Below are 24,763 nucleotides of genomic sequence, written 5' to 3'. Positions count from 1 at the left end.
GAAAATAAAAGTTATGAATTAATCTTTTTCAAGATCAATATCAATTCCTAAAGATCGAATTTCTTTTACTAATACATTAAAGGATTCTGGCATACCAGCATTAATCGCATAATCTCCTTTAACTAAATTTTCATAAATTTTAGTTCGTCCATTTACATCATCTGATTTTACTGTTAGCATTTCCTGTAATATATATGATGCACCATATGCCTCTAATGCCCATACTTCCATTTCACCAAATCGTTGACCACCAAATTGAGCTTTTCCACCTAAAGGCTGTTGAGTGACTAAAGAATATGGACCTGTTGAACGAGCATGCATTTTATCATCAACTAAATGATTTAATTTTAAGTAATGCATATAACCTACAGTTACAGCGCGATCAAAAGCTTCTCCTGTGCGCCCATCATACATAATTATTTGATTTTTTGATGGTGTCATGCCTAATTTTTTAGAAATTTTATCGGGATAAGCTAAATCTAACATGCGTCGAATTTCTAACTCATGTGCCCCATCAAATACTGGAGTAGAAAATGGTACACCGATCTTTAAGTTTTCGACTAAAGACATAATTTCTTTATCATTTAAACTATCTAATTCTTCTCTTTTTCCAGATTCATTATAAATTTTATCAAGAAATTTACGTATTTTAATAATATCAGCTTTTTCTTTTAACATTTTATCTAAACGTAATCCTAATCCTCTGGATGCCCAACCTAAATGAACTTCTAAAATTTGACCAATATTCATACGAGAAGGTACACCTAATGGATTTAAAACAATATCAACTGAAGTTCCATCTGCCATATAAGGCATATCTTCAATCGGTAATATACGTGAAACTACACCTTTATTACCATGTCTACCAGACATTTTATCTCCAGGTTGCAAGCGTCTTTTTACGGCCAAATAAACTTTAACCATTTTCTGAACACCAGGAGGTAATTCGTCGCCTTGTATTAATTTTCTTTTTTTTTCCTTAAACGCTAAATCAAACTTTTTACGTCTTTCTAAAATTGATTTTTTAATTTTTTTTAAAAAAAATTTTGTATCATCATCTACATAAATATCAAACCAATCAAATTTATCTAAGTTATCTAAATATGATTTAGTAATTTTAATTTCTTTTTCTGTATCTATAGTTTTATAAATAATTTTACCGATCAATACTTTTTCTAGACGTTGAAATATATCATTCTCAACAATTCGTAATTGATTCTTTAAATTAATATCATAATTTTGTAATTCATCATTAATAATTTGTTGTGCACGAGAATCACGAACAATTCCTTCATGTGTAAATATTTGTATATCAATAACAGTACCTAAAATTCCAGCTGGAACTCTAAGAGAGGTATCTTTTACATCAGATGCTTTTTCACCAAAAATTGCACGTAATAATTTTTCTTCTGGTGTAAGCTGTGTTTCACCTTTTGGTGTAACTTTTCCAACTAATATATCTCCTGTTACAACTTCTGATCCAATATAAATAATACCAGAATTATCTAAACATGATAATTGACTTTCCGATAAACTAGAAATATCTCTAGTAATTTCTTCTAATCCTAATTTAGTATCACGAGCTACTACAGAAAGTTCTTCAATATGAATTGAGGTATAGTAATCATTAGAAACAACTCTTTCGGAAATTAAAATTGAATCTTCAAAGTTATAACCGTTCCATGGCATAAATGCAACTAACATATTTTGACCTAAAGCCAATTCCCCTAAATCAGTTGATGTGCCATCAGCAATAACATCATGTTTACTAACGCAATCTCCTATTTTAACAATAGGTCGTTGATTAATATTAGTATTTTGATTAGATCGTATATACTTAGTTAAATTATAAATATCAACCCCAACATCTCCAATTTTTGTTTCATTATCATTGACACGAATCACTATTCTCGTAGAATCAACATAATTAACTACTCCACCTCGTAATGCTTGTACAGTGTTACCAGAATCAATTGCAACAATACGCTCAATTCCCGTACCAATTAATGCCTTTTGAGGTTTTATACAAGGAACTGCTTGTCTTTGCATATTGGCCCCCATTAATGCTCTATTTGCGTCATCATGTTCTAAAAATGGAATCAATGAGGCTGCAACAGAAACAATTTGCCCGGGCGCCACATCTACGTATTGTACTCTTTCTGAAGAAACTAAAATAGTTTCACTAGCTACACGAGCATATACTAATTCATCAATTAATAAACCATAACTATCAAAGGAAGTATTTGCTTGAGCAATGACATAATCCCCTTCTTCAATTGCGGAAAGATAATCAACATGATTAGTAATCCTGTTATTTTCAATTCTACGATAAGGAGTTTCAAGAAAACCATATTTATTTAAACGTGCATATAACGCAAGAGAATTAATTAAACCAATATTTGGTCCCTCTGGTGTTTCAATTGGACAAACGCGACCATAATGTGTTGGGTGCACATCGCGTACCTCAAAACCAGCGCGTTCACGAGTTAATCCTCCAGGACCTAAAGCTGATATACGACGCTTATGAGTAATTTCTGAAAGAGTATTAGTTTGATCCATAAATTGAGATAACTGTGATGATCCAAAAAATTCACGAATAACAGATGCAATTGGTTTAGAATTAATTAAATCATGTGGCATTAAATTTTCAATTTCTGATTGAGTTAATCGCTCTTTAACTGCTCGTTCTACTTTTAATAAACCAGATCGAAATTGATTTTCCACTAATTCTCCAACACAACGTACACGACGATTTCCTAAATGATCAATATCATCAATTTCTCCACGCCCATTACGTAGTTCTACTAATATTTTAATAACATTTAATATATCGCTATTAGATAGAGTCATTTTTCCATATAATTTTTTACATCCAATTCTGCGATTAAATTTCATACGACCAACAACAGATAAATCATACCTATCTTCATCATAAAATAAATTATTAAACAATGCATTAACTGAATCTTCTGTCGGCGGCTCTCCTGGACGAATTGTGCGATAAATAAAGGTTTTAGCTGTTATTTGATCTTTTACATCATCAATAGCTAATGTTTGTGAAATATATGAACCATGATCTAAGTCATTAGTATATAACGTTTCTATATTAAAGATATTTTTTTTACGAAAATTATATAATAATTCTTCCGTGATTTCATCATTAGCAGAGGCAATAACTTCATTATTTTCGTGATTAATAATATTTCTAGCTAAAACCTTTCCAACTAAATAATTTTCTGGAACTAAAATTTTTTTTATATCAAAACTTTCAATTTGACGTATATGTTTATAATTTATTCTTTTATTTTTAGGAACAATTATCTGTCCGTTTTTATCAGTAATATTAAAACGCACTACTTCGCCACGAAGGTGTTCAGCCACAAAATTCATACTAGCACCACTAATAGCGTGTAAAGTAAAATTATCAAAAGAAAAAAAATATAATAAAATTTGCTCAGATGTCATACCAATAGCTTTTAATAAAACTGTTATAGGTATTTTTCTTCTGCGATCAATACGAAAAAATAAAATATCTTTAGGATCAAATTCAAAATCTAACCATGACCCACGATAAGGAATAATTCTCGCTGAAAATAATAATTTTCCTGAAGAATGTGTTTTTCCTCGATCATGCTCAAAAAATACACCGGGTGAACGATGTAATTGAGAAACAACAACACGTTCTGTTCCATTAATAATAAAAGACCCAGTTTTAGTCATTAAAGGAAGTTCACCCATGTAAACTTCTTGTTCTTTTATTTCTTTAATAATAAGTTTAGGTGATTCTTTATCTAAAATTACTAAACGCATTCTAACACGTAATGATGAAGCAAATGTTAGACCACGTTTTTTACATTCTTTTACATCAAATAATGGTGAACTTAATGTATATGAAAAAAATTCTAAACGAGCTAAACTGGTATGAATAGGAAATATGGATCTAAACGCAGCCTCTAAACCTTCATTTTTGCGATTAGATGGTATAATATCTGCTTGTAAAAAATTGTAATAAGATTCTAATTGCGTTATCAGTAAAAAGGGGACGCTATGAACATCAGGACGTTTTGCAAAAGATTTACGAATACGCTTCTTCTCGGTGAATGAATACTGCATGAACACTCTGTGAAGTAAAAATAAGATAAAATAAAAATTTAAGATAAAAATATTATTTTTAATAAATATTTTATTTTCTTAAAATTTTAAAAATATCCTATTAGATTAATAAATATGTTTTTAAAATAATTATTTAAGAAAAATAAAAAGTTAAATTACTGTATAAAAAATAAATAAATTAATTAAATAATTTTTCAAAATTATTTAATTTCTATTTTTGCTCCAACCTCTTCTAATTTTTTCTTAATTGCTTCAGCGGCTTCCTTAGTAATTCCTTCTTTAATTTCTTTAGGGGCAGAATCAACTAAATTTTTAGCCTCTTTTAAACCTAATCCAGTAATTTCACGTACAATTTTAATTACGCTAACTTTATTTGTTCCAAAACTATTTAACGTAACCGTAAATTCTGTTTGTTCTTTTACTGGAATATCGACGGAAGACGCTGCACTAGAATTATTAGAGGTTATTGCGGTAGCTGATACTCCAAATTTTTTTTCAAATGCTTTGACTAGATCATTTAATTCTAATACTGTTAAGTTACTAATAGCTTTTAAAATCTCATCTTTACTAATTGTCATCGAAAAACTCCCTAAATATTTTTAAAATTATGTTTTATGGAAGTTAATTATTATATACAATTAAATATAATTTAATATTATTATTTTAATACATATTTAAAAAATTTATTTTTTTTTAGAAACAATAGATAATCCATATATAAAACTAGAAATAGGAAAAAATATTATTTTTAATAATTGAGTTAATAAAACTTTTTTAGTTGGAATATTCGCCAATTTAATTATAGTTTTTTTATCAAGCAAATTTCCAGAAAAATTCCCGATTCTAATAGTAAGTTTTTCGTTATTTTTAGAAAAATCATTAATAACTTTAGCTGATTTAATAATATCATTAGATATTAAATAAATTAATTGACCATATAGCTCAGAAGATAAATTAGAAAAAATAGTATTTTTAAAAATACGACGAGCAAGAGTGTTTTTTAAAACACGTAAATATAAATTTTTTTTTCGTGCTTTTTCGCGTAATTTTGTTAATTGATTCACTTTAATGCCAGAATATTCAGATAAAATAATTATTTGTGAATTGGCTACTTGATCAGAAACTTCTTTAATAATAGATTTTTTATCATTCAAATCAGGACTCAAAATTAACCTCCAGAATAATGCTAAAATTCAACAATAAAATTAATTTTATAATTCATTAAGTTTTATTTAAAAATATAATTATTTTACACTTTAAAAAAATAATAATAAATAAATTATTTTTTTAATTAAATGTATTATGCGTTTATTTTGTTAGAATTGAATTTAAAAAAAAAATTTTAATTTTCATTATACCATTAATTTTAAAATAAATTATATTAATTAATTTTAATATATTAATTTTTATTAAATTTATTTATTTATATAATTATTATTTATATCGTTATATTGATTATTTTAATTAATTAATAATTTTATTCTCATTAAAATCAACTCGCACACCAATACCCATTGTAGAGGATAAATATATTTTTCGAATATATATATTTTTATTGGTTGAAGATTTATTTTCATTTAAAATATTAATCAATGCTAAAATATTAGATTTTATATTTTCATTACAAAACGATTTTCGACCAATTGCAGCATGAATAATTCCAGATTTATCCATACGATATCGAATTTGTCCTAATTTTGCGTTTTTAATTGCAGTTAAAATATCAGAACTCAATGTACCATCTTTTATATTTGGCATTAAACCTTTTGGTCCAAGAATTTGACCCAAAGAACTAACTACATGCATACTTTCAGGGGAAGCAATTACTACATTACAGGACACTTCATTGGATTTAATTTTTTGAGCCAAGTCTTCCATTCCAACAATATCAGCTCCAGCCATTTTAGCTTGTTCAAATTTTTCTTCAGGAACAAACGCGGCAATATAAATACGTTTACCGGTACTAAATGGTAACACAATTGAACCACGAACTATTTGATCAGATCTTTTTATATCAACATTTAAATGAATTGAAACATCAATTGATTCATCAAATTTTGCGATCGCTGCTTCTTTAATTAAAGTAATAGCGTTATCAAAAGAATATATTTTATTTTTATCAAACTTTAATTTATGTTTTAATTTATGTTTATTAGTACGTTTAGTACGTTTAGATAATTTTTTCATTAAAATCCTCTTCTACTATAATTCCCATAGAGCGCGCTGAACCAACAATAGTGCGCATAGCGGCTGAAATAGAGGCAGCTGTAAGATCTATATTTTTAGTGATTGCAATTTCTTTTATTTGTAAATATGTTAATTTACCTACTTTATCTGAATGAGGCTTTGCTGAGCCTTTTTTAATTCCAGCGGCTTTTTTAATTAAAAAAGTTACTGGTGTTACTTTTTTTTCAAAAATAAAAGATTTATCAGAAAATACTGTGATTATAACAGGAATTGGGGTTCCTAATTCTATTCCTTTTGTTTGTGCATTAAAATTTTTACAAAATTCCATAATATTTAAACCACGTTGACCTAATGCTGGACCAATAGGTGGAGATGGATTAGCCTTTCCAGCGGGAATTTGTAATTTAATAAAACCAGTAATTTTTTTTGCCATAATTAATTTTTATTGTTAATTATTATATTATAATTATATTTATAAAGAAAATTACATAAAATATTTAAAATTTATATTTTTTCAACCTGACTAAATTCAAGTTCAACTGGGGTAGCGCGACCAAATATAGTAACTGATACTCGCACGCGAGATTTTTCATAATTAACTTCTTCTATATTTCCACTAAAATCCGTAAATGGACCATCTTTAATGCGAACTAATTCATCTAATTGATAAAGGATTTTTGGTCGAGGTTTTTCTACGCCTTGTTTTATTTGTTTTAAAATTTCTTCAATTTCTTTTGAAGAAATTGGAGTTGGATGATTCGATTTTCCTCCAATAAAACCAGTAACTTTTTTAGTATTTTTTACTAAATGCCAACTTTCATCCGTCATTTCCATTTCAATTAAAACATAACCTGGAAAAAAACGTTGCTTAATTACTGATTTTTGAGTTTTCTTAACATCAACTATTTCTTCGGTAGGAACTAAAATTCTACCAAATTTTTTTTGCATACCTAATTTATTAATACGCTCTATTAATGTGCGTTGAACATTTTTCTCCATCCCGGAATAAGAATGAATAACATACCAACGTTTTTTATTATTTATGTATTTTTCTATATTTTCTTTATTACTATTTTTTATATTTATTTCATTATTACTATTAACTATTTTTTTAGTTAATAAATTATCTTGTATAAACTGTTGAATTACAGCATTCATATTATTTTTTTTATCTTAGAATTAAGTTGTATAAAAAAAATTCAAGAAATTTATCAACGCTACGCAAAAAAAATGTCATAAATAAAACAAAAGAAAATACAGTAATCGTTATTTGTATCGTTTCTTTAGGTTTTGGCCAAACAATTTTTTTAACTTCGCATAATGATTCTTTTATAAATTTTATAAAAATTATTTTCCTTTCTATAGTATAGATCAATATAAATTCTAATAAAAAACTAATAATTAATATTAATATAGAAAAAAAAATAAATTTTTTATACAACATACAAAAAACTGAAGTACTAGTTATTGCTAAAAAAAAAATTAATAAATATTTAATTTTATCACTAAAAATACTAAAAATTTTTATAAAATAATTGGACATTTTAATGCCTTAATATGCTAAATATGGCAGGGGTAGACGGCATCGAACCGCCAACCTTTGGTTTTGGAGACCAATGCTCTACCAACTGAGCTATACCCCTTTATAGAATAAAAATTTCAATATAAATATCTTATTTTCAAAAAATTAACATACAATTTTAATATGTTATTCAATAATATATGTTATTCAATAATCTTAACAACAATTCCCGCGCCAACAGTTCTGCCGCCTTCGCGAATAGCGAAACGTAAACCTTCTTCCATGGCAATTGGATTAATTAATCGAACTGTAATTAACACATTGTCTCCTGGCATTACCATTTCTTTATTTTTTGGCAATTCAATTGAACCAGTTACATCGGTAGTTCGAAAATAAAACTGAGGACGGTAATTATTAAAAAATGGGGTATGACGACCTCCCTCATCTTTTGATAAAACATAAATTTCACCAGTAAAATATTTATGCGGTTTAATTGATCCGGGTTTAGCTAAAACTTGTCCTCTTTCTACATCTTCACGTTTTGTTCCACGTAATAATAATCCAATATTATCACCAGCTTGTCCTTGATCTAATAATTTACGAAACATTTCCACACCAGTACATGTTGTTTTTACGGTATCCTTAATACCAATGATTTCTAATTCCTCTCCAACTCTTATAATACCCCGTTCAACTCGACCAGTTACCACTGTACCTCGACCGGATATAGAAAAAACATCTTCAACTGGCAATAAAAAAGCACCATCTATTGCACGATTAGGAGTGGGGATATAAGTGTCTAAAGCTTTAGATAAAGATAAAATTGATTGCTCGCCTAACGGTCCTGTATCACCTTCCAATGCTAATTTTGCTGAACCTTTAATTATTGGAACATCATTTCCAGGAAACTCATATTTATTTAATAATTCTCTAATTTCTATTTCAACTAATTCTAATAATTCTTCATCATCCACCATATCTGCTTTATTTAAAAAAACAATAATATATGGCACCCCTACTTGACGAGCTAATAAAATATGTTCACGTGTCTGAGGCATTGGTCCGTCAGCAGCAGAACAAACTAAAATAGCCCCATCCATTTGCGCTGCTCCTGTAATCATATTTTTTACATAATCAGCATGTCCGGGACAATCAACATGAGCGTAATGTCGAACTTTTGTTTCATATTCTATATGCGCTGTATTAATTGTAATACCCCGTGCCTTTTCTTCCGGTGCTGCATCTATTTGATCATAAGATTTTGCTTCACCACCAAATTTTTTTGATAATATCGTTGCAATTGCGGCCGTTAATGTGGTTTTTCCATGATCAACGTGACCTATTGTACCAACATTTATATGAGGTTTAGTTCGTTCAAATTTACTTTTTACCATTTTATACTCCTAACAGTTTTACGAGAATATACAGAAAAAGTATCTTACTTTAAATATGTTTTTCATCTAGAATTTTTATAAAAAATAAAATTAAAATTTACATTTATAAATGCCCTTGACGTGAATTGAACACGTGACCTCTCCCTTACCAAGGGAGTGCTCTACCACTGAGCCACAAGGGCAATAATTTATTTAATAATAAGAAAAAATGGAGCGGGTGAAGGGAATCGAACCCTCGTCTTAAGCTTGGAAGGCTTTAGCTCTACCATTAAGCTACACCCGCAAATGCAAATATATTTAGGAAAATTAATTAATTTAACTTATTTTTTTTATTTTTTGGAGAGGGCTGGATTTGAACCAACGAACTCATAAGAGGGCAGATTTACAGTCTGCTGCCATTAACCACTCGGCCACCTCTCCCTAGGTAAATTAAATAGAGTTAAATAATAATTTTATAAAAAAGTTTTAAAAGAATATCAAAATTATATCATTAAGTTATGTTAATATCAAAAAAATATTATTCAAATTTTTATTGTATAAACATAATAATTTATGTATATTAATAATAATTAATGTGGTTTTTTATAAATTTAATCACGCATATTTAAAAAATAAGTTAAATTAATTTTTAAATAAAAGTATTAATAAGAATTAATATAAATTTAATAAATAAATATTGATAATTTATATTAATCTGTAATTTAAAAAATTTTTATATGAAACATTTAGATATTTTAATGCCATTTGGGTTATTACCACTTGAGATAGTAAATAATTTAATTTATAAATGTAAAATACCTTCTTTATCAATTTTACTTACAAAGAGTTTAATAAAAACACAATTAATTAATCCGTTTTCTAGGGCGCTTGCTCATGAAAATTGGATAGCACAAATTTTAGGATTGATTACTTCTAATAATTCTTTAAATTCAAAAATTTTTTCTCAATTAAATTTTAGTTATTATAATAATTTATCTATTGCTCATATGGTTATGCATATGCTAGGAATTCCCATTCTTCAAGGTTATTGGTTTTTAATAAATCCAGTGCATATTCATGTTGGATCTAATTGTTTAATATTAACAAATATACGGAAATTATCTTTAACACATCAATCATCATTTATTTTATTTAATATAGCTGAACCTATATTTTTAAAAAATGGATATTCTGTTGTATTTGGAGATGCCAATAATTGGTTTATAAGAGCAGATAATTGGAAAAAATTAATTACAGCAACACCATATGCTGCCAGTGAACAGGATATTAAAAATTGGATACCTAAAGGAAAAGGAGATAAAGATTGGCGAAGATTGCAAAATGAAATACAAATGAGCTGGTTTAATCATAAAGTTAATATAGAAAGGGAAATTATTGGATTAAAAAAAATTAATTCATTATGGTTATGGGGAGGATCTGATTTTAAAAAATCCTTTAATATTATTAAGAACTTTTCTAATATTCCTTTTTATGATTCCTGTTTTAATCTTTATGGATGGATGAAATTATTTAATAAATGTTTATGTAATAATAAAAAATATAACATAAATATACCAGAAAAAATAATACAACGACCTGGATCACGTGCCTTAATAATACTTGATACATTAATTGAACCTAGTTTTTTAAACGAATGGAGTTATTGGATAAAATGTATTCAAAAATTAGAAAAAAATTGGTTTACTAAATTACTTCGGGCACTCAATAATGGATCTTTAAAATCACTTAAATTAATTTTAACTAAACGGAATAAAATTACTCAATTTAGTTGTAATCGTAATATGCTACGAAAATTTTGGATTAAACCAAATTTAAAAAATTTATCATAAAGATTTATGTTTATAATTAATAATTTATAAAATTTTACTTTTAAAAAATGAAATCAGAATACTCAAATAATCTCAAAATAAAATTAAATAATATAAGTAATAAGATTATTGAACTACGGAAATATCTTTGACTTCGATATAAAATTTAAAAAACTTAATAATATTAATAATCAACTTGAATCTCCTAATATTTGGAAAAATCAAGAATATATAAAAAAACTTAGTAAAGAAAAAAAAATTTTAGAATATATTATTTTTAACTTAATTAAAATTGAAAATAAAATATCTTATAATCGTGATTTATTTGAAATTATATATATAGAAAAAGAAGAAAGTATGTTAAAAGAAATCGAAGATAATATTAATAAATTAAACGATAAAATAAAAGAAATAGAATTTCATCAATTTTTTAACGATCCATTAGATTTTAATAATTGTTTTATTAATATTCAATCTGGCGCCGGTGGAGTTGAAGCACAAGATTGGGCGTTTATGTTGCTACGTCAATATTTGCGTTATTGCGAAAGAAAAGGTTTTATAGTAGAAATTCTTGAAAAATCAAATGGTGAAATAGCGGGTATTAAAACCGCAACTTTAAAAATAAAGGGTAAATATGCTTATGGTTTTCTTAAATCAGAATCAGGTATACATAGATTAGTTCGTAAATCACCTTTTGATTCTTCTAATAATCGTCATACTTCATTTTCCAGTTTATTTGTATACCCAGAAATAAATAATTTAATTAAGATTAATATTGATCCCTCTGATTTGCGAATAGATACTTATCGTGCATCAGGAGCAGGGGGACAGCATATTAATAAAACTGATTCAGCGGTTCGTATTACGCATATTCCAACTGGTATTGTTGTTCAATGTCAAAATGATCGTAGTCAACATCGAAATAAATCTGAAGCCTGGGATATGCTTAAGGCTAAATTATATAAGCTAGAATTGCAATATCAAATAAAAAAAAAAAAAAAATTAGAAGACTCAAAAACAGATATTGGTTGGGGATATCAGATTCGTTCGTATATATTAGATCAATCGAGAATTAAAGATTTACGAACTAATTTAGAAACTAAAAATATAAAAGCTATTTTAGATGGAGATTTAGATAATTTTATTATTGCTTCATTAAAACAACGTTTATTAAACCAAAATAACATTAAACCAAAATAACTGATAATTTATAATTACTTATGGATGAAAATACTATCATTTCTGAGCGCCGTAGTAAATTAGATTTATTACGAAAAAAAGGTTTCGCATTTCCTAATGATTTTTATCCATTACATAATGCTAATGATTTACATATACATTATGATAATATCGAAAATTTTATATTAAAACAAAAATCAATTTTTACCATAGTTGCTGGACGAATGATGCTTAAAAGAATTATGGGGAAAATTTCATTTATTATATTACAAGATGCATCCGGTCCAGATTCTAATGGTCGAATTCAATTATATATTTCTAGCGAAATTATTGGTAAAAATTTATATACTGATTTCAAACATTATGACATAGGAGATATTTTGGGGGCAAAAGGAACTTTATTTAAAACCAATACCGGAGAATTATCTATAAAAGTATCATCATTAAAATTAATTACTAAATCATTGCGACCGCTTCCTAATAAATTTCAAAAATTATCTAATCGAGAAATTAAATATCGTCATCGTTATATTGACTTAATTATAAATGAGAATACACGTAAAGTTTTTAAGAAAAGAACGCAAATAATTTCTTCTATTAGACGTTTTATGGAAAAAAATGATTTTATGGAAGTTGAGACACCAATATTACATAATAAACCTGGAGGGGCTATAGCTAAACCATTTATTACTCATCACAATTCTCTTAATATGAAAATGTTTTTAAGAATTGCTCCAGAATTATATTTGAAGCGTCTTATAATTGGAGGTTTTAATAAGATTTTTGAAATTAATAAAAATTTTCGTAATGAGGGAATTTCACCTCGACATAATCCTGAATTTACTATGATAGAATTTTATACTGCTTACACAGATTATATTTGGTTAATGAAATTTATAGAAAAAATGATCAAGAAAATACTAATAGATTGTATGGGTACCACTAAAATAAATTACCAAGGTCATTTACTTGATTTTAATAAATCATTTGAAAAATTAACTATTATTGAAGCTATAAAAAAATATACACCTCAATACAGTGAAATAGATTTACAAAATAAATTATTTCTAAAATCTGAATTAAAAAAAATTAATCCAAAATTTAATAAAAGAAAAATATTAACTAACTTAAAAAAAGATATATTACAACTAATGTTATTCGAAGAAACTACTGAAACAAAACTTTGGAATCCAACTTATATTACTAATTATCCTACTGAAATTTCACCATTAGCTAGAAAATCAAATATCGCAAATAATAATATAACAGAACGTTTTGAATTATTTATTATTGGAAATGAAATCGCTAATGGTTTTTCTGAATTAAATGATCCCGAGGAACAGGCTGTGCGTTTTAAAAATCAAATTGATTTAAAAAATGAAATGAATGGAGAATTATCTTCTTATTATGATATAGATTATATTCATGCACTAGAATATGGTATGCCACCAGCTTCTGGTTGTGGAATTGGTGTTGATCGCTTAATTATGCTATTAACTAATTCAACAAATATTCGTGATGTCATTTTTTTTCCTCATCTTCGAAAAGAAAATTAAATTTATTTACGTTTTATAAAAAAAATAAATTCATTATTTTTTTTTATTTTTTTTAATAAAATATTTCCAGTTTGTATAGAAAAAATATGAATATCTTCGAAAAAATTAATATCTGTTGCTATAATACGTAAAATTTCTCCATGAGACATTTTTGATAAAATTTTTTTAGTTTTTAAAATAGGTATAGGACAATACGAACCTCGCACATCAAGATCTTTATGAAATTTCATAATTTAATATTTTATATTTAGTTGAATTTAATTTCTTTTTCACCCCAAATTTCCTCTAAATTATAAATATTTCTAATATCCGGCTTCATAATATGAACAATTATATCCCCTAAATCTAATAATAACCATTCACTAGATTTTTTACCTTCTATATTTAGAATATTAAAATTTATATTTTTAATATTCTTACATATTGATACAGCTAATGCTTTAATTTGTCGTTTAGAATTTCCGGAAGCAATAGTAATTCTATCAAATAAATTAGTTAAATTAGATGTATCATATACTTTTATATCTTGCGCCTTAATATCTTTTAACGTCTTAATAATTATTATTTGTCTTTCATTAATATTCATTTAATTATAAAGTTTAAATTTAATTAAAATTCAATGAAATCAAAATAAAATTATGTGGTATAAAAATACTTTTTATAAACAGCCGCAGGAGGTAACCAATTAAAATCACGGGCAGTGGTTGCAATAATAATATTAGCATCATTTTTCACTTGATAAAAATTTGATGTTAAAGCAAATAAACGTATTCCTAATAACACACCAAATTCAGTAAATTTTACAATTGAAACACTTGGTTTGGGTATACTTAATATATTTTCAATACATAATATGCGTTTAGTTAAAATATTAATTGCTTCTCTCGGATCAATAGAATTAGTTATTTGATAATTCTGATCAATTCTACGATAATTATTTACATTATAGTTAACAATTACATCAGTAAATAATTTATTATTTCCAACATATACTTGTAAATTATTATCGGTAGTTAAAATAGTCATAAACAAGCCTATATCTCTTACAACACCAGCATACCCTGAGGCATTTATATAATCTCCAATTTTAAAGGGACGTAAAATTACTAAAAACATACCAGAAGCAAAATTAGATAAAAGTCCAGACCATACTACACTTACTGCTACCCCAGCTGCCCCAATTAATGTCGCAAAAGATGCTATAGGAATATTAAAAATTTCTAATACCATCATTACCAATAAAATTCGTAATACAACATGAATAGTAGAAATAGAATAATTAGTTAAAGTTTCATTTAAATAACGTAAATTTAAAGTACGTTTAATTAAAATAGTAAGACCATTAATAAATTTACCGCCAATAACTATTATTGCAATAGAGATAATAGTTTTCAATATCAACGGAAATACATATACATATAATAACTTGATGTAATCTTCGTTAAACACTAAATTCCTTAATATATTTTAAAATATTGTTATTTATTTATTTTTTAATGTAGTATAAGTTAACTTCACACAAATAATTAAATTATTTATAAAAAATTTTTTATTCGATTTAAATTATTTTAATAAATTTATAAATCAAGAGTTACTGCATTAGTATAAATTTTTTTAACATCATGTAACTTTTTTAATTCATTTAAAAATTTTTTAAATTTAATAGCTTCATCATCTTTAAATACAATATTTGTATGTGGTTTCATTAAAATCCCAGAAAATTCCGATTTAAATCCAAGTATTTCTAATGAATTTTTTATTTCTATAAATTTTGAGGGCGGTGTAATTATTATAATTTTATCATCCTTATCTATTAAAACATCTTCAGCGCCTTTTTCTAGAGCTAAATCCAATAAAGCAAATTTTTTTTCATTAGGTGAAAATAATAATTGACCACAGTGTTTAAACATAAATGATACCGATCCTTCTTTACTTAAATTTCCGCCATTTTTATTAAAAATATTACGTATTTCGGATACTGTACGCATGCGATTATTAGTAATACAATCAATTATTATAGCAGACCCATTAATACCGTAACCTTCATATCGAACTTCTGTATAATTTTTATTTGTGGTATTGCTATTATTTTTTTGCATAGCGCGCAAAATGTTATTTTTAGGTATATTAGCGTTTAAAGCTTTTTCAATAGCTAAACGTAATTTTATATTGGTATCAGGATTATTACCAAAATTAATAGCAACTCTTAATTCTCTCATGATGCGAGTCCATATTTTACTTCGTTTGGCATCAACTATTAATTTTTTTCTTTTTATGTTAGCCCATTTACTATGTCCAGCCATAATAAAAATTTTATATATTTTGTAAAATTATAAATCTATATTTTTTAAAAATAATTCTATTTAACTTGATTTATTGTATATCTTGGAATTTCAATAGTTAAATCTGATGATCCTAATATTACTTGACAAGATAATCTGGAATTTTCTTCTAACCCCCATGCTTTAGTTAGCATATCTTCTTCTACTTCATTAGCTGGATTTATTTTCGTAAAGCCCTCTCTAATAATTATGTGACAAGTAGCACATGCGCAAGATTTTTCACATGCATGCTCAATAAAAATTGAATTTTTTAATAATGCATCACATAAAGAAATACCAGAATTTTCATTAAAAATAGCACCATCTTTACAAAGAATGGGATGAGGTAAAACAATAATTTGTGACATATTTATAATTTGTAAAATGAAAACAAATTTATTTTTTAAAAATTTATTATATTAAATTTAATTTTGTTACTTATATTACTCATATTATTTATGTTATCATAAATTATGTTACTATAAAATTCTATTTTTTAATTCTTTTTTTATTTTTTTAAATTATTTTTTATTTCATCTAGATTCATATTATAAAATGGTTTAATAGTAATAATTTTTTTTTTCCCAGATATTTTTTCATATGCAAAAATTGATAATAAACCATCTGCATCAACTTGATAAGTTACTTTTATACGAGCTCTACCAGCGGGCATTGGAGGAATATCACGCAACTCAAAATTCGCTAATACCTGACAATTTTTAACTAATTCATCTTCACCTTGAACTACTTTGATAGCTATTGCGGTTTGATTATCTTTAAATGTTGTAAATTCCCCAGAATAAGAACACGGGATAGTGGTATTACGAAAAATAATTTTTTCTACTAAACCACCAATAGTTTCAATACCTAAAGATAATGGAATTACATCAAGTAAAAGAAAATTATTATCAATATTACGATTGCCAACTAAAAAATTAGCTTGCATCGCCGCACCCAATACTACAGCTTTATCTGGATCTATGCTCGTTAATAAAGTAGTTTTAAAAAAATTATTAACTTCTTTATAAATATGTTTCATACGAGTAGAACCACCAACTAATATAACGTTATTAATATCTTTAATGGTTAAATTAGCGTCTCTTAATGCTTTACTAGAAAGTAAAATAGTTTTATTAACCAAATGCTGTGTTATCATAAAAAATTTTTTCATATCAATAGTTATATTAACTATTTTTTTACTACTTAATTTAACATTTATTTTAACACTATATTGATATGACAATAATTCTTTAATTTCACGCGCTTTGATCATTAAAGTATTAATATCTTTGTACGATAATTTTTTTAAAAAAGCGTTTTTTACAATCCAAGAAAATAAACAATAATCAAAATCATCTCCTCCAAGATTTGAGTCACCTCCAACAGATAAAACTTTAAATACACCATTCTTAAATTTTAAAATTGAAATATCAAACGTCCCACCCCCAAGATCATATACAGCAAAAATACCCTCAGAAATATTTTTGTCTAATTTATAAGCTATAGCCGCAGAAGTTGGTTCATTTAATAAACGTAATACATTTAATCCTGCTAATTTTGCGGCATTTTTAGTAAATTGTCTTTGAATATCATTAAAATAAGCAGGTACAGTAATAACCGCTCCAAATATTTTATTATTAATAGCATTTTCAACTATCTTTTTTAGAGCAATAAAAATCTGAGCTGATATTTCAATTGGACTTTTTATTCCAGAAATTGTTTTAATATGTAACATTCCAAATTTATTTTGAAAATCATAAGGAAAATTATTTACATCAATATCCTTTAAATTACGTGCTATAAAACGTTTAATAGAAGAAATAGTATTTTTAGGGTCAATATTTTGTGTTGTTTTTGCTTTTTTTCCAACATATATTTTTCCCCCAGGAAGATAACGGACAATTGATGGGATAAGGAAATAACCATACTTATCTTTTAATACTTCTGGAATATTATTTCGAACTATTGCCACTAGTGAATTAGTGGTACCAAAATCAATTCCAATTGAAACGCATTTATTTTTAACCAATATATCATCAGGTTCTGAGATTTTAAGTAATGCCATAAATTTTATTGTATTATTGAGTTAAGATTCAATTAAAATAAATGCATTATTAATTTCAATATTAAATTTTTTTAAAAACATTAATTTATGTATATTTAATATTGCAAAATTATACTTATTTTTATCAATAAAATTTTCTATAATCCTCATTTCTTTTTTACTTATTTTACGTATTTTTTTTGATAAAATTTTTAACTCAACCTTATCTTTTTTATTTTTTATTATATTAAGAGTTTCCCGCCATTTTATTTGTTGTTCTAAAAAATCATTTGGAAAATTAGGATTTAATTGAGTATTTAAATCAATTCCATTTAATTTACACAAATAAATAGATCGAAGAAATGGATCTCTTAATGTCGAATATGCTTTATTTAAATATGTAGATAATTTAATTGAAGTCTCTTGATCAATTTTCGATTTTTGAATAAAATTATCTGGATGTATTTTTTTTTGAAAATTATAATAGGTTTCATCAAGTAAATCCATATCAATATTAAAACATTTAGGTAAATTAAAAAAATTGAAATAATTTTTCATATTTTAATGATTTATTAATTAATAAGAATATTTTTTAAATTTGAAAACTTTTCCCACAACCACATTTATTTTTAATATTTGGATTTTTAAATTTAAATCCTTTATTTAATCCATCAAATTCAAAATCTAATTCTATACCATTAAGATATAAAAAATCTTTTTTATTAATAAATATTTTTATACCATTTAATTTAAATATTTTATCTTCTTTTTTTGGTTCATCTACATATTCTAATTTATAAGAGAGCCCAGAGCAACCGCTATTATAAACACCTAATCGTAAACCAATACCCTTTCCTCTTTTTTGTATATATTTATTAATATATTTTACTGCTTTTTTAGTAACTTTGATTTCCATTTTTTATAAAAATTAAATTATTTAATTTTTTATATTTTTTGTTTATTTTTATAAGACTCTATCGCTAATTTAATTGCATCTTCAGCTAAAATAGAACAATGTATTTTTAATGGAGGAAGTACTAATTCTTCCGCAATATCAGTATTTTTTATTGACATTGCTTCATCTAATGTTTTACCTTTAACCCATTCTGTTACTAAAGATGAAGAGGCTATAGCTGAACCACATCCATAAGTTTTAAATTTAGCATCAGTAATTATCCCATTTTTATTTACTTTAATTTGTAATTTCATTACATCACCACAAGCTGGAGCACCAACCATTCCAGTGCCAACTGTATTATCATTTTTTTCAAATACACCAACATTACGTGGATTTTCATAATGATCTAATACTTTTTTTGAATAAGACATAAAAATTCCTTTATAAAAAATAAAAATTATTTACTTTTAAAGAAATTCAACTAAAAATTTTAATTAAAATTCATATCTTAATTAAATTAATGAATAGCCCATTTAATTTTATGAAGATCGATTCCTTCTTTATACATATCCCATAAAGGAGATAATTCTCGTAATTTTTTAACTTTAATTTTTAATAATTTAATAGTGAAGTCAATTTCTTTTTCAGTAGTAAAACGGCCAATTGTAAATCTTACTGAACTATGAGCTAATTCATCATTACATCCTAATGCTCGTAACACATAAGATGGCTCTAAACTTGCTGAAGTACATGCTGATCCAGATGATACAGCAATATCTTTTATTGCCATCAAAAGTGATTCACCTTCTATAAAATTAAAACTAATATTTAAATTATGAGGAATGCGATTATTCATATCACCATTAATATAAATTTCTTCAATAGATTTCATTAATCCATTATATAAACGTTTTTGCAAAAAGAATATACGCTTTAATTCTTCTATCATTTCTATACGAGCCAAACGAAATGCTTCGCCCATTCCTACAATTTGATGAGTAGCTAATGTTCCAGAACGTAAACCATGCTCATGACCACCTCCATGAATTTGAGCCTCTATACGAATTCGAGGATTTCTTCGTATATATAAAGCTCCAATGCCTTTAGGTCCATATGTTTTATGTGCAGAAAAACTCATTAGATCAACTTTACAATTCTGGAGATTAATATCAATTTTTCCAGTAGCTTGCGCTGCATCACAATGAAAAATAATACCTTTTGATCGACATAATTCACCAATTTCTAAAATTGGTTGTATAACTCCAATTTCATTATTTACTAACATAACAGAAACTAAAATAGTGTCAGAGCAAATCTTCTTCTCTAATTGAGAAAGAGTAATTAATCCATTATTTTTGGGTTTCAAATACGTAACTCTAAAACCCTCATGCTCAAGTTTTCTAGTAGAATCAAGCACAGACTTATGTTCAGTTTGTACTGTAATAATATGTTTCCCTCGTTTTTTATAAAAATAAGCAGCACCTTTAATTGCTAAATTATTACTTTCTGTAGCACCAGAAGTCCATATAATTTCTCTTGGATCAGCATAAATTAATTGAGAAACTTCATTACGGGCTTCTTCTATTGCTTTTTCTGCGGTCCAACCATATATATGATTACGTGAGGCAGAATTACCAAATTGAATACGAAGATATGGAATCATTTTATCAACAACACGGGGATCAATTGGTGTGGTAGCTGAATAATCCATATATATTGGAAAATTTTTTATTTTAAATTCGTTCAATAAATAATTTTTTTTAATTTCAGAATTCATGTATATATAGTTTTTATGAAATAGCGAAATTTTAAAACCTTTATATATAATATAATATTTTTTAATATTTTACAGTTTTTATAAAAATTTTAAAACTATTAAATCTTAATATATATCAAAAATTGAATTTTAATATAAATTAAATAAAATCAAAACAGATATTGTTTGATTTTTAATATCAAATTTTAGATGAATAAAATAATCTCTTTTTCGATATCAACATTATTTTCTTCGATTAAAAAAACTTCTCATGATCCAATTTTTTTTATTATAAAAAAATTTAATACAGATAAAAATCTATTAAAAATTAATCTTAGAGTAGAGGTTTTATTATAATGATAATAATATTATTCCACTTTAACGGTATTTCAACTTATAATTAAATAGTAAAAAAATAATATTCAATAATATTTTTTTAAAAATTTCAGAAGAAAAAAATAATTACTATGATTCATTAAAAGTACTGGTTCTTTAAAAATTGATGCTGATTTTTTAAAAAAAATTCTTATTTTTAATGTATAAATATATATTTTAATGTATAAATATATATTAATATTATTAATAACCTTATCTGAAAAAATCATCATTTATTATTTTGAATCATCTGATTTTTTAGCTTATAAAGGTTTTAGTAATAACTTTGAGTAAAATAGTAAAATTATTAATTATTTTATTAAATCTAAAATTTATTTATTGTAAATTCATTTTCAAAATCATTTTAATTATACGGGGGAAAAGTTAGTTCATTAAGTATTGTTACTAAAGTATTGTTACTAAAAATAGAAAAAAGGATTTCTGTATTCTTTCGTAAATAAAACGTATTAAGAATAAATTATTTAAAACCCAACTAATTACATGGCGCAAAAATAATAGAAACAATATTAAATTCTTCAGAATTAAGTATATTATGGAAAAAAGAATTGAAAATTATGTAAAAATGCACCTTATAAAATACGAAAATTATTTGTTGAAAAATTAAAAACTAAAGTACCTATTTATGATTTTGAATTTATAAATAAAAAAAGTATATTTTTCTATTTAAATTTTACGAAATTAAAAATAAAGTATTTATAATCTAAATTTTCTATTTTATACCAATAATAATTAATCAAATTTATATTGCAACTTTAAATACTAAAAATATTAATATTGTATAAATACAATTTCTGAAATTTTATAAATATTACTTAATTTTAAAAAATTTTTATTTTAATTTTTATTAAGAACTTTTATTTATTTTTTATAAAATTAGTACAAAAAATTTTTATTTAGGTAAATTTTATTCAGGTAAATATATAGTAATACTATAATAGTAATATTTTTGAAAAATATATTATCTTGACAAAATTATAATTTTTAGTGAGAATTTAAAATCTCAGTTATTTTTTATTATCCCTGATAGCTCAGTTGGTAGAGCGACGGACTGTTAATCCGCAGGTCCCTGGTTCGAGCCCAGGTCGGGGAGTATAAAAAATACAAATAATTTTAATTTATAAAATTTTTTAAACTATGTAAAAATATAAAAAAATTATTTTATCAATCATAAATAAATTATTTTATTTTTTATAAATTATTCAATCGTATATTCTTCAAAAAATATTTATAAATTATTATTTCCTGCCTTTAGCTTAACCGGATAGAGCAATGCCCTTCTAAGGCATAGGTTACTGGTTCAACTCCAGTAAGGCAGGCAACTATAAAAATTTTTAATGGAATCTCAACTAGTCTTCCTTTTTATACTCAAATAAAATTAATACAATTTATTTTAATTTTAAAATACTCTTGTTCTTGGTATTGTTCTTGGTAAAAAAATCATTAATACTTGAATAGTAAAATGTAAATTTTAGTTTTTTTTAATTCTTTATTATATATGCTTTTATTCTGAAATAAATAACAATAAAGATGATGATATATTTTTTTAATTTTTTAATTAAAAATAAAAAAATATCGGAACTTAGGTAATTTAAATAAATTAGATATCATATCAAAATAATCAGCCATTTTCAAATTACTATTATCTATGATATTATACACCACCTAATGGTAATCATTTATTTACCGAAAAATATAATCAATCTTACTAAATATTAATATGAATATGATTAATAAATACATCCTCTAAGGTTACTAATGCTCCTATTTTATTTTTTTAAGTTCTTTAATAGAAACCTAGACTTAGAATATATTTCTGAAACACATAAAATTATTAAAATGTTTATTTAATAAATTCAATAAGCACATACCAATATCCCAAAAACTAATAATAAATAATTTTGGTAAATCGTTTTTTTTATAAAAAATTATTTCTCATAAAACGAAATAATATATATTAATTATATTTTATATATTTTCTTGGTTATTTATAAAATATTTTTATGATATGAATAAAATTAAATTTTTATTTATTTTTATTTTACCGTTAATTGCCGGCAACAATCATATTTTCAATTAAAATTGATCCACTAGTATTAGAGTTTCTTGTTAAAACATCACTACCAATCGCAATAATTTGTTTAAACATATCTTGTATTTTACTGGCAATTGTAATTTCTTCTACAGAATATTGAATTTCTCCATTTTCAATCCAATAACCAAATGCTCCTTTTGAATAATCTCCAGTAATATAATTTATACCATCACCTATTAATTCTGTAACCAAAAGTCCTGTATTCATTTTTTTTAACATTTCTTTCAAATTATCTGAGGATTTAGTTTTATTAGAAATCATAATTAAATGATGTGCTCCTCCAGAATTTCCAGTAGTTTTCATTCCAAGTTTTTTGGCAGAATAAGTTGACAAAAAATATCCTTGAATTATACCATTTTTAACCACTAAACGTTTTTGAGTTTTCACCCCTTCATTATCAAATGGTGAAGAACCAAATGCACCTAAAATATGAGGATCTTCTATAATCTGAATATGTGAGTTAAATATTTTTTTTCCTAATGAATTATCTAAAAAAGTAGATTTACGATAAAGAGAATTGCCGGATATTGCCTGCGCAAAAATATTTAATAATTTAATCGCTAAGGGCGCTTCAAATAATATCGGACATTTTCGTGTGCTAAGTTTTTTAGCTTTAAGACGTGAAATTGCACGTTTAGCAGCATAAAAACCAATTATTTCTGGTTGATCTAATTTTCTAGGATCAGAATTTGAGGAATACCAATAATCACGTTGCATTTCTTTTCCTTTTACAGCTATTGGAGATATAGAAATAATATGCCTAGAAAATGGATAACCATGCATAAATCCATAACTATTAGCTAATAAAAAATGTGATTGTTGTGTAGTGACGCTTGTATTTTCGTGATTAACAATAAGAGAATCAAAATTAAATGCTTCATTTTCACAACGATAAGCAATTAATTTCGCCTCCTCTATTGATAAAAACCATGGAGTGTATAATTTTAAATCAAGAGGATTCATTTCTAATGTATCTTCATCAGGTAATCCCGCAAAATTATCTGAAGCCGTAAAACGAGCTATATTATATGCGGAATTAATTGTATTATATAAGGATTTTTTACAAAAATCTGATGTACTAGCATTTCCATAAAATATCTTTTTTCCATTTTGTATATAAATAATTACATTCATATTTTTTTTTTTATTTTGCTCAATAATTTCTATTTCACCTTTTCGAACAAATACAGAAAAACCGTCTCCTTCATTAAATTCAATTGATGAATTTGATGCTCCTATTTTTTTTGCATAACTTAGCATGTCTTGAGCTAATTGCTGAAATTCACTTTTAGAATAAATAAATGTTAATTTATTATTGATAAATGGGTTCATATGTTTTATGATTTAATTTATTAAAAATAATTTATTAAAAAAATACCGTCTTATAAGATTATAATTAATATTTTTTTTAAAATAATATTTAAATTTTATAATTTTAATAATCAGTTTATAGTTCATTATATTCACTTACACGTCGATATAAAATTATTTTTTATA

The 24,763-nt window shown here is 25.2% G+C and carries 22 protein-coding genes, 6 tRNA genes and 1 pseudogene; 6 read left to right on the top strand and 23 right to left on the bottom strand.

Going from position 1 to position 24,763, the window contains the following annotated elements:
• Positions 1–18: 18 nt before the first annotated feature.
• From rpoB to JIC14_RS00090, 12 genes are all read right to left on the bottom strand, one after another.
• Positions 19–4,113, bottom strand: a complete 4,095-nt coding sequence (rpoB, locus tag JIC14_RS00145; protein ID WP_201329787.1) for a DNA-directed RNA polymerase subunit beta — start codon at positions 4,111–4,113, stop codon at positions 19–21.
• Between the two features lie 200 nt (positions 4,114–4,313).
• Positions 4,314–4,691 carry a 50S ribosomal protein L7/L12 gene (rplL, locus tag JIC14_RS00140; protein ID WP_201329786.1) on the bottom strand — a complete coding sequence of 126 codons (378 nt, stop codon included), beginning with the start codon at positions 4,689–4,691 and terminating at the stop codon, positions 4,314–4,316.
• Positions 4,692–4,796: 105 nt separating this feature from the next.
• The gene (rplJ, locus tag JIC14_RS00135; RefSeq protein WP_236584499.1) at positions 4,797–5,279 is read right to left on the bottom strand and encodes a 50S ribosomal protein L10; all 483 of its coding nucleotides are present in this window, start codon (positions 5,277–5,279) and stop codon (positions 4,797–4,799) included.
• Positions 5,280–5,577: 298 nt separating this feature from the next.
• On the bottom strand, positions 5,578–6,300 hold the full coding sequence (gene rplA / locus JIC14_RS00130) for a 50S ribosomal protein L1 (RefSeq protein WP_201329785.1): 723 nt from the start codon (positions 6,298–6,300) through the stop codon (positions 5,578–5,580).
• On the bottom strand, positions 6,284–6,733 hold the full coding sequence (rplK, locus tag JIC14_RS00125; protein ID WP_201329784.1) for a 50S ribosomal protein L11: 450 nt from the start codon (positions 6,731–6,733) through the stop codon (positions 6,284–6,286). The genes rplA and rplK overlap by 17 nt, the downstream gene beginning before the upstream one ends.
• A 71-nt stretch (positions 6,734–6,804) precedes the next feature.
• The gene (gene nusG / locus JIC14_RS00120; protein ID WP_201329783.1) at positions 6,805–7,458 is read right to left on the bottom strand and encodes a transcription termination/antitermination protein NusG; all 654 of its coding nucleotides are present in this window, start codon (positions 7,456–7,458) and stop codon (positions 6,805–6,807) included.
• 10 nt (positions 7,459–7,468) lie between these two features.
• Positions 7,469–7,744 carry a preprotein translocase subunit SecE gene (gene secE, locus JIC14_RS02090; RefSeq protein WP_425305471.1) on the bottom strand — a complete coding sequence of 92 codons (276 nt, stop codon included), beginning with the start codon at positions 7,742–7,744 and terminating at the stop codon, positions 7,469–7,471.
• A gap of 123 nt (positions 7,745–7,867) precedes the next feature.
• Positions 7,868–7,943: transfer RNA gene (locus tag JIC14_RS00110), tRNA-Trp, on the bottom strand.
• 82 nt (positions 7,944–8,025) lie between these two features.
• Positions 8,026–9,216 (bottom strand): elongation factor Tu, encoded by a 1,191-nt coding sequence (gene tuf / locus JIC14_RS00105; RefSeq protein WP_201329781.1) that lies wholly within the window; start codon positions 9,214–9,216, stop codon positions 8,026–8,028.
• A gap of 110 nt (positions 9,217–9,326) precedes the next feature.
• Positions 9,327–9,398 (bottom strand) — tRNA-Thr (locus JIC14_RS00100).
• 27 nt (positions 9,399–9,425) lie between these two features.
• Positions 9,426–9,499, bottom strand: a tRNA-Gly gene (locus JIC14_RS00095).
• Between the two features lie 54 nt (positions 9,500–9,553).
• Positions 9,554–9,636 (bottom strand) — tRNA-Tyr (locus JIC14_RS00090).
• Between the two features lie 296 nt (positions 9,637–9,932).
• Between JIC14_RS00090 and JIC14_RS00085 the strand changes: the two genes are divergently transcribed.
• The 3 genes from JIC14_RS00085 to lysS all read left to right on the top strand — a co-directional run bounded on the left by JIC14_RS00085 (position 9,933) and on the right by lysS (position 13,759).
• Entirely contained in the window at positions 9,933–11,045 is a 1,113-nt protein-coding gene (locus JIC14_RS00085; RefSeq protein ID WP_201329780.1) for a hypothetical protein, read from the top strand.
• A gap of 47 nt (positions 11,046–11,092) precedes the next feature.
• Positions 11,093–12,224, top strand: a protein-coding gene (gene prfB / locus JIC14_RS00080) for a peptide chain release factor 2 (RefSeq protein ID WP_236584498.1) whose coding sequence is annotated in 2 segments (ribosomal slippage) — positions 11,093–11,173 and positions 11,175–12,224 — 1,131 coding nt in all. Because the reading frame shifts where the segments join, the coding sequence is not laid out codon by codon here.
• Between the two features lie 20 nt (positions 12,225–12,244).
• Positions 12,245–13,759, top strand: coding sequence for a lysine--tRNA ligase (lysS, locus tag JIC14_RS00075; protein ID WP_201329779.1), 1,515 nt, complete (start codon positions 12,245–12,247; stop codon positions 13,757–13,759).
• 2 nt (positions 13,760–13,761) lie between these two features.
• Here lysS and JIC14_RS00070 read toward each other — a convergent pair whose 3' ends face one another.
• The 10 genes and pseudogenes from JIC14_RS00070 to JIC14_RS00025 all read right to left on the bottom strand — a co-directional run bounded on the left by JIC14_RS00070 (position 13,762) and on the right by JIC14_RS00025 (position 20,799).
• Entirely contained in the window at positions 13,762–13,989 is a 228-nt protein-coding gene (locus tag JIC14_RS00070; protein ID WP_201329778.1) for a sulfurtransferase TusA family protein, read from the bottom strand.
• Positions 13,990–14,006: 17 nt separating this feature from the next.
• On the bottom strand, positions 14,007–14,345 hold the full coding sequence (gene rsfS, locus JIC14_RS00065; protein ID WP_201329777.1) for a ribosome silencing factor: 339 nt from the start codon (positions 14,343–14,345) through the stop codon (positions 14,007–14,009).
• Positions 14,346–14,395: 50 nt separating this feature from the next.
• Entirely contained in the window at positions 14,396–15,154 is a 759-nt protein-coding gene (locus tag JIC14_RS00060; RefSeq protein WP_201329776.1) for a mechanosensitive ion channel family protein, read from the bottom strand.
• Between the two features lie 182 nt (positions 15,155–15,336).
• Positions 15,337–16,062: a YebC/PmpR family DNA-binding transcriptional regulator gene (locus JIC14_RS00055; protein ID WP_201329775.1), complete on the bottom strand. Its 726-nt coding sequence runs from the start codon at positions 16,060–16,062 to the stop codon at positions 15,337–15,339.
• Between the two features lie 56 nt (positions 16,063–16,118).
• A complete protein-coding gene (fdx, locus tag JIC14_RS00050; RefSeq protein WP_201329774.1) occupies positions 16,119–16,448 on the bottom strand; it encodes an ISC system 2Fe-2S type ferredoxin in 330 nt (109 codons plus the stop codon).
• A 146-nt stretch (positions 16,449–16,594) separates the two neighbouring features.
• Positions 16,595–18,145 (bottom strand): annotated as a pseudogene (hscA, locus tag JIC14_RS00045) (Fe-S protein assembly chaperone HscA); the annotation flags it as partial.
• Positions 18,146–18,166: 21 nt separating this feature from the next.
• Entirely contained in the window at positions 18,167–18,682 is a 516-nt protein-coding gene (hscB, locus tag JIC14_RS00040) for a Fe-S protein assembly co-chaperone HscB (RefSeq protein ID WP_201329772.1), read from the bottom strand.
• Positions 18,683–18,716: 34 nt separating this feature from the next.
• Positions 18,717–19,040, bottom strand: coding sequence for a HesB/IscA family protein (locus JIC14_RS00035; protein WP_201329771.1), 324 nt, complete (start codon positions 19,038–19,040; stop codon positions 18,717–18,719).
• 29 nt (positions 19,041–19,069) lie between these two features.
• Positions 19,070–19,453 carry a Fe-S cluster assembly scaffold IscU gene (iscU, locus tag JIC14_RS00030; RefSeq protein WP_201329770.1) on the bottom strand — a complete coding sequence of 128 codons (384 nt, stop codon included), beginning with the start codon at positions 19,451–19,453 and terminating at the stop codon, positions 19,070–19,072.
• A gap of 86 nt (positions 19,454–19,539) precedes the next feature.
• Positions 19,540–20,799: an IscS subfamily cysteine desulfurase gene (locus tag JIC14_RS00025; RefSeq protein ID WP_201329769.1), complete on the bottom strand. Its 1,260-nt coding sequence runs from the start codon at positions 20,797–20,799 to the stop codon at positions 19,540–19,542.
• 189 nt (positions 20,800–20,988) lie between these two features.
• On the opposite strand from JIC14_RS00025, the gene JIC14_RS00020 reads away from it, so the two are divergent.
• From JIC14_RS00020 to JIC14_RS00010, 3 genes are all read left to right on the top strand, one after another.
• On the top strand, positions 20,989–21,135 hold the full coding sequence (locus tag JIC14_RS00020; RefSeq protein ID WP_201329768.1) for a hypothetical protein: 147 nt from the start codon (positions 20,989–20,991) through the stop codon (positions 21,133–21,135).
• Between the two features lie 1,056 nt (positions 21,136–22,191).
• Positions 22,192–22,264: transfer RNA gene (locus JIC14_RS00015), tRNA-Asn, on the top strand.
• 152 nt (positions 22,265–22,416) lie between these two features.
• Positions 22,417–22,490 (top strand) — tRNA-Arg (locus tag JIC14_RS00010).
• Between the two features lie 728 nt (positions 22,491–23,218).
• Here the strand turns inward: JIC14_RS00010 and JIC14_RS00005 are convergent.
• Complete coding sequence (locus tag JIC14_RS00005) at positions 23,219–24,598, bottom strand: TldD/PmbA family protein (protein ID WP_201329767.1); 1,380 nt, start codon at positions 24,596–24,598, stop codon at positions 23,219–23,221.
• Positions 24,599–24,763: the final 165 nt, after the last annotated feature.

Source organism: Candidatus Profftella armatura (Diaphorina cf. continua) (genome assembly GCF_016593155.1).
Lineage (GTDB): Bacteria > Pseudomonadota > Gammaproteobacteria > Burkholderiales > Burkholderiaceae > Profftella > Profftella armatura_A.
This window is presented reverse-complemented; position numbering and strand designations above follow the sequence as displayed.

Coding starts and splice junctions, on each gene's coding strand:
- rpoB (WP_201329787.1), bottom strand. CDS start 4,113: ATGCAGTATTCATTCACCGAGAAGAAGCGTATTCGTAAATCTTTTGCA.
- rplL (WP_201329786.1), bottom strand. CDS start 4,691: ATGACAATTAGTAAAGATGAGATTTTAAAAGCTATTAGTAACTTAACA.
- rplA (WP_201329785.1), bottom strand. CDS start 6,300: ATGAAAAAATTATCTAAACGTACTAAACGTACTAATAAACATAAATTA.
- rplK (WP_201329784.1), bottom strand. CDS start 6,733: ATGGCAAAAAAAATTACTGGTTTTATTAAATTACAAATTCCCGCTGGA.
- nusG (WP_201329783.1), bottom strand. CDS start 7,458: ATGAATGCTGTAATTCAACAGTTTATACAAGATAATTTATTAACTAAA.
- secE (WP_425305471.1), bottom strand. CDS start 7,744: ATGTTGTATAAAAAATTTATTTTTTTTTCTATATTAATATTAATTATT.
- tuf (WP_201329781.1), bottom strand. CDS start 9,216: ATGGTAAAAAGTAAATTTGAACGAACTAAACCTCATATAAATGTTGGT.
- JIC14_RS00085 (WP_201329780.1), top strand. CDS start 9,933: ATGAAACATTTAGATATTTTAATGCCATTTGGGTTATTACCACTTGAG.
- lysS (WP_201329779.1), top strand. CDS start 12,245: ATGGATGAAAATACTATCATTTCTGAGCGCCGTAGTAAATTAGATTTA.
- JIC14_RS00070 (WP_201329778.1), bottom strand. CDS start 13,989: ATGAAATTTCATAAAGATCTTGATGTGCGAGGTTCGTATTGTCCTATA.
- rsfS (WP_201329777.1), bottom strand. CDS start 14,345: ATGAATATTAATGAAAGACAAATAATAATTATTAAGACGTTAAAAGAT.
- JIC14_RS00055 (WP_201329775.1), bottom strand. CDS start 16,062: ATGGCTGGACATAGTAAATGGGCTAACATAAAAAGAAAAAAATTAATA.
- fdx (WP_201329774.1), bottom strand. CDS start 16,448: ATGTCACAAATTATTGTTTTACCTCATCCCATTCTTTGTAAAGATGGT.
- hscB (WP_201329772.1), bottom strand. CDS start 18,682: ATGAAAAATTATTTCAATTTTTTTAATTTACCTAAATGTTTTAATATT.
- JIC14_RS00035 (WP_201329771.1), bottom strand. CDS start 19,040: ATGGAAATCAAAGTTACTAAAAAAGCAGTAAAATATATTAATAAATAT.
- iscU (WP_201329770.1), bottom strand. CDS start 19,453: ATGTCTTATTCAAAAAAAGTATTAGATCATTATGAAAATCCACGTAAT.
- JIC14_RS00025 (WP_201329769.1), bottom strand. CDS start 20,799: ATGAATTCTGAAATTAAAAAAAATTATTTATTGAACGAATTTAAAATA.
- JIC14_RS00020 (WP_201329768.1), top strand. CDS start 20,989: ATGAATAAAATAATCTCTTTTTCGATATCAACATTATTTTCTTCGATT.
- JIC14_RS00005 (WP_201329767.1), bottom strand. CDS start 24,598: ATGAACCCATTTATCAATAATAAATTAACATTTATTTATTCTAAAAGT.